We start from the raw sequence: 5,574 nt of genomic DNA, 5'->3' as shown, positions 1-5,574 counted from the left end.
GGTGCGCAGCCAGTGTACGTAATCGCTTGGCGCTCCGGCGATTTCGGCGGCGTCGGCCATCACCCCCAGGTACCGGGCCGACGGCATGCCGCCTTCCCAGGCGTCCAGCACGTACAGCCACGCCAACACCGGGTCAGTGTCGGTGTCCGACGAGATCCGCTCCACCCGGCACCGGATCTTCTTGTGCACGCCGAACTCCGAGCCCTCCCAGCGGTCCAGGTTGTTCTCGTCCGCCGGAGTCATGTCGTAGAGGACGACGAACACCTTTGACCCCGGGTCCTCGACGACGCTGGCCAGCGCGCCCTCCCAGCCGATGTCCTCGCCACCGAAGGTCAATCTCCACCCGTGCAGCCAGCCGGTTCCGGCCATCGGCGAATGGGGCGCGCGTTTCTGCATCTGCTCGGGATCCATGTTGGACCCGTACGCGGCGTAGAGCGGCACGGGGAAAGCTTAGACGTCCGACGCTGGCCGGTCTTCCCCCGAGCATTCGCGGGGTCCCCGCCGCTTCGTTAGGTTGGGGGCTGTGGTGACCCGCATCGTGATCCTCGGTGGCGGCCCGGCCGGCTACGAGGCCGCGCTGGTGGCCGCCACCTCACACCCCGACACGACCCGCGTCACGGTGATCGACTCCGACGGCATCGGCGGCGCGGCGGTGCTCGACGACTGCGTGCCGTCCAAAACGTTCATCGCCTCCACCTGGCTGCGCACCGAGTTGCGCCGGGCGCCGCGGCTGGGATTCGAGATCGACATCGACGACGCCAAGATCTCGCTGCCGCAGATCCATGCCCGGGTCAAGCAACTCGCCACCGAGCAGTCGGCCGACATCACCGATCAGCTGCTCGGGATGGGCGTGCACGTGGTGGCCGGCCGCGGCGAGCTGATCGACCCCAACCCAGGCTTGGCCTGCCACCGCGTCAAAGCCACCGCCCGCGATGGCGCCACCAGCGAGTACGAGGCCGACGTGGTGCTGATCGCCACGGGCGCCAGCCCGCGGGTGCTGCCGTCGGCGCCGCCGGACGGCGACCGGATCCTGACCTGGCGCCAGCTCTACGACCTCAAGGCGCTGCCCGAGCACCTGATCGTGGTCGGGTCCGGGGTCACCGGCGCCGAATTCGTACACGCCTACACGGAATTGGGCGTGCCGGTGACCGTGGTCGCCAGCCGCGACCGGGTGCTGCCCTACGAGGACGCCGACGCCGCCCTGGTCCTGGAGGAGGCGTTCTCCGAGCGCGGCGTCGAGTTGGTCAAAAACGCCCGCGCGCAATCGGTCACCCGCACCGTGGACGGCGTGCTGGTCACCCTGGCCGACGGGCGCACGGTCGAGGGCAGCCACGCGCTGATGACCATCGGGTCGGTCCCCAACACCGGCGGCCTGGGACTGGACCGGGTCGGCATCGAGCTGGGCCGTGGGGGCTACCTGACGGTGGACCGGGTGTCGCGGACCTCGGTGGCCGGCATCTACGCGGCCGGCGACTGCACCGGGCTGCTGCCACTGGCCTCGGTCGCCGCCATGCAGGGCCGGATCGCGATGTATCACGCGCTGGGCGAGGGCGTCAGCCCGATCCGGCTGCGGACGGTGGCGGCGACGGTGTTCACCAGGCCCGAGATCGCCGCCGTCGGGGTGCCCCAGACCATGATCGACGACGGTTCGGTGCCCGCCCGCACCGTCATGCTCCCGTTGCGGACCAACGCGCGCGCCAAGATGTCCGGGCTGCGACAGGGTTTCGTCAAACTCTTCTGCCGCCAGGCCACCGGCGTGGTGATCGGCGGCGTGGTGGTGGCACCGATCGCCTCCGAGCTGATCCTGCCGATCGCCGTCGCGGTGACCAACCGCATCACCGTCAACGAGCTTGCGCAGACGCTGGCGGTCTACCCCTCGTTGTCCGGCTCGATCACCGAGGCCGCGCGGCGGCTGATGGCGCACGACGACCTGGACTAGCGGTTAGCCTTGGTGCAGCACGTCCTACTGACCGGTAACCGAGGAGGAGTTTCCCCAGTGAGGAGTCCTGGTCGTGACTGATCCCACCCAGCGCAGCTCCCCGGTATCCGTGCTGGGACCGCGGCAGCGCCAGGAGGCCTGGCAGCGGTTGGGCGCCGAGCAGTTCGACGTGGTGGTGATCGGCGGCGGCGTGGTGGGGTCGGGCTGCGCGCTGGACGCCGCGACCCGCGGGCTCAAGGTGGCGCTGGTGGAAGCGCGCGACTTCGCCTCGGGCACCTCGAGCCGCTCGTCGAAGATGTTCCACGGCGGCCTGCGCTACCTCGAACAGCTGGAGTTCGGGCTGGTCCGCGAGGCGCTCTACGAGCGCGAGTTGTCGCTGACCACGCTGGCGCCGCATCTGGTCAAGCCGATGCCGTTTCTGTTCCCGCTGACCAATCGCATGTGGGAGCGCCCCTACATCGCCGCCGGGATCTTTCTGTACGACCGGCTCGGCGGCGCGAAATCCGTTCCGGCGCAAAAGCATTTGACCCGTGCCGGCGCGCTGCGGTTGAGCCCCGGGCTGAAGCGCAGCTCGCTGATCGGTGGAATCCGTTACTACGACACGGTTGTCGACGACGCCCGGCACACCATGACCGTCGCACGCACCGCCGCCCATTACGGTGTGGTGGTGCGCACCTCCACGCAGGTGGTCGCCATGCTGCGCGAGGGCGATCGGGTGACCGGCGTGCGGGTGCGCGACTCCGAGGACGGCGCGATCACCGAGGTCCGCGGGCACGTGGTGGTCAACGCGACCGGAGTGTGGACCGACGAGATCCAGGCATTGTCCAAGCAGCGCGGGCGATTTCAGGTCCGGGCGTCCAAGGGCGTGCACGTGGTGGTGCCGCGCGACCGCATCGTCAGCGACGTCGCGATCATCCTGCGCACCGAGAAGTCGGTGATGTTCGTCATCCCGTGGGGCAGCCACTGGATCATCGGGACCACCGACACCGACTGGAATCTCGACCTGGCCCACCCCGCGGCCACCAAGGCCGACATCGACTACATCTTGGAGACCGTCAACACGGTGCTGGCCATCCCGCTCACCCACGCCGACATCGACGGGGTGTACGCGGGACTGCGCCCGCTGCTGGCCGGGGAAAGCGAGGAGACCTCCAAGCTGTCCCGGGAGCACGCCGTGGCGGTGCCCGCGCCGGGCCTGGTCGCGATCGCCGGGGGCAAGTACACCACCTATCGGGTGATGGCCGCCGACGCGATTGACGCTGCGGCCCAATTCATTCCGGCCCGGGTGGCGCCGTCGATCACCGAGAAGGTCAGCCTGCTCGGCGCCGACGGCTATTTCGCGCTGATCAACCAGGCCGAGCACGTCGCCGAGTTGCAGGGTCTGCATCCCTACCGGGTGCGTCATCTGCTGGACCGCTACGGCTCGCTGATCGGCGACGTGCTGGCGCTGGCGGCCGACAGGCCCGACCTGCTCAACCCGATCAAGGAGGCGCCGGGCTACCTGCGGGTGGAGGCGCTGTATGCCGTAACCGCCGAGGGCGCATTGCATTTGGAGGACATCCTGGCCCGCCGGATGCGCATCTCCATCGAATACTCGCACCGCGGCGTCGACTGTGCCCGCGAGGTCGCCGACGTGGTCGCGCCGGTGCTGGGCTGGTCGGCCGAGGACATCGAGCGTGAGGTAGCGAACTACACCGCCCGGGTGGAGGCCGAGATCCTGTCCCAGGCCCAGCCCGACGACGTGTCCGCCGACGAATTGCGGGCCAGCGCCCCCGAGGCGCGCGCCGAGATCCTCGAGCCGGTCCCGCTCAGTTGAGGCCAGCGCCGCTTCCGGTCCGCGATGGCTTGGGCCCCGCGCGGGTGCGGCTGCGGGGCGGGCAGGTACTGGCCGAACTGACCGCCCGGTTCGGTGCGCGGGCCCGCGCCAAGGTGCTGGCCGGCGAGGTCGTCGGCGCCGATGGCGCGGTAATCGACTGTGCCACAGTGCTTCCCGCCGGTGCGAGCGTCTACCTGTATCGCGAGCTGCCCGACGAGGTGCCCGTCCCGTTCGACATCCCGGTACTGCACCGCGACGACGACATCGTGGTCGTCGACAAGCCGCACTTTCTGGCCACCATGCCGCGCGGGCGCCACGTCGCGCAGACCGCGCTGGTTCGGCTCAGGCGCGAGCTCGGGCTGCCCGAGCTGAGCCCGGCGCACCGGCTCGACCGGCTGACCGCCGGGGTGTTGCTGTTCACCGCGCGGCGCGAGGTGCGCGGCGCCTACCAGACGCTGTTCTCCCGCGGCCTGGTGAGCAAGACCTATCTGGCCCGGGCCGCCGTCGATCCGGAGCTGGAGCTGCCGCGCGTGGTGACGAGCCGAATCATCAAGCGCCGCGGGCACTTACAGGCGGTCTGCGAGCCGGGCGCGCCCAATGCCGAGACGCGGGTGGAGCTGCTATCGCCGGACGGGCTGTACCGGCTGACGCCGCGCACCGGGCGCACCCACCAGCTGCGGGTGCACATGGCCTCGCTGGGCATCCCGATCGGCGGGGATCCGTTGTATCCCGACGTGGTCGATGTCGCGGCCGACGACTTCAGCACGCCGCTGCGGCTGCTGGCGCAACGGATCGAGTTCACCGATCTGCTCACCGGTGTGCGACGCGAGTTCGTCAGCCGTCGCGCGGAGCCCTAGCCGTTCTTTTCGCCGGGGTGCTCACGCGTGTCGGTGGCCAATGGCATGATCGAATGTATGTTCGAAGATGTCACCGCGCGGTTCGATGAGCGGTTCGAGCGGCGTTATCCGTCGGCGACGCCGGTGTCGACGGGGTTGCTCGAGCGGATCGGCGGTGCCGCGCGGGCGGAGAATCGGGCGGCGGCCGCGCAGTTGGTGGCGATTGGTGAGTTGTTCGCCTATCGGTTGTCGCGGTGTTCGGAGACCGAGGAGTGGGCGGTGGACACCGAGGCGGCGGTGGGTGCGGAGGTGGCCGCCGAGCTGCGGATCAGCCAGGGCCTGGCCGCCAGCCGGGTGCGCTACGCGCGCGCGATGCGGGAACGGCTGCCGAAGGTGAGCGCGGCCTTCAGAGCCGGCGACATCGGCTACCTGATGTTTCAGACGATCGTGTTCCGCACCGATTTGATCACCGACCCGCAGGTGCTGGCGGCGGTGGACGCCGAGTTGGCCGCCCACGTGACCAGGTGGCCGTCACTGAGCCAGGGCCGGTTGGCGGCGCAGGTGGACAAGGTGGTGGCTCGCGCTGATGCGGATGCGGTGCGGCGGCGCAAGGAGCGCGCGGCCGGGCGTGAGGTGTGGGTCGCCGACATGGGGGAGGGGTTGGCGCATCTGGAGGGCACGCTGCTGGCCCCGGACGCCCATGCGCTGGACCGGCGCCTGAACGCGTTGGCGGCCACGGTGTGTGAGCACGACCCGCGCACCCGCGAGCAACGCCGCGCCGATGCGCTGGGCGCGCTGGCGGGCGGGGCAGACCGGCTGGGCTGCCGCTGCGGACGCGCCGACTGTGCGGCCGGCAAGCGACCCGCCGGGCCGGTGGTGATTCATGTGGTCGCCGAGCGGGCCAGTCTGGATGGTTGCGGATCGGCGCCGGCCTGCGAGCTGGGCGCCGAGGGCCTGATCTCACCGGAGCTGCTCGCCGAGCT

Annotated in this window: 5 protein-coding genes; 4 read left to right on the top strand and 1 reads right to left on the bottom strand. The window is 70.4% G+C overall.

Annotation, left to right across the window (positions count from 1 at the left end):
- On the bottom strand, nt 1-441 hold a 441-nt coding region (locus A9W96_RS02805; protein WP_067137820.1), incomplete at its 3' end, for a gamma-glutamylcyclotransferase.
- Nucleotides 442-523: 82 nt separating this feature from the next.
- On the opposite strand from A9W96_RS02805, the gene A9W96_RS02800 reads away from it, so the two are divergent.
- From A9W96_RS02800 to A9W96_RS02785, 4 genes are all read left to right on the top strand, one after another.
- On the top strand, nt 524-1,939 hold the full coding sequence (locus A9W96_RS02800; RefSeq protein ID WP_067137817.1) for an NAD(P)H-quinone dehydrogenase: 1,416 nt from the start codon (nt 524-526) through the stop codon (nt 1,937-1,939).
- A gap of 73 nt (nt 1,940-2,012) precedes the next feature.
- Entirely contained in the window at nt 2,013-3,755 is a 1,743-nt protein-coding gene (locus A9W96_RS02795; RefSeq protein WP_066859680.1) for a glycerol-3-phosphate dehydrogenase/oxidase, read from the top strand.
- The gene (locus tag A9W96_RS02790) at nt 3,752-4,612 is read left to right on the top strand and encodes a pseudouridine synthase (RefSeq protein WP_067137815.1); all 861 of its coding nucleotides are present in this window, start codon (nt 3,752-3,754) and stop codon (nt 4,610-4,612) included. The genes A9W96_RS02795 and A9W96_RS02790 overlap by 4 nt, the downstream gene beginning before the upstream one ends.
- 57 nt (nt 4,613-4,669) lie before the next feature.
- Nucleotides 4,670-5,574, top strand: a 905-nt coding sequence (locus tag A9W96_RS02785; RefSeq protein ID WP_156765090.1) for a 13E12 repeat family protein, incomplete at its 3' end; no start/stop codon positions are given.

Source organism: Mycobacterium sp. 1245852.3, from assembly GCF_001669335.1.
In the GTDB taxonomy this organism is placed as follows: domain Bacteria; phylum Actinomycetota; class Actinomycetes; order Mycobacteriales; family Mycobacteriaceae; genus Mycobacterium; species Mycobacterium europaeum_A.
Note: the sequence above shows the minus strand (reverse complement) of the source record. Positions and strands in the feature narration are given on the sequence as shown.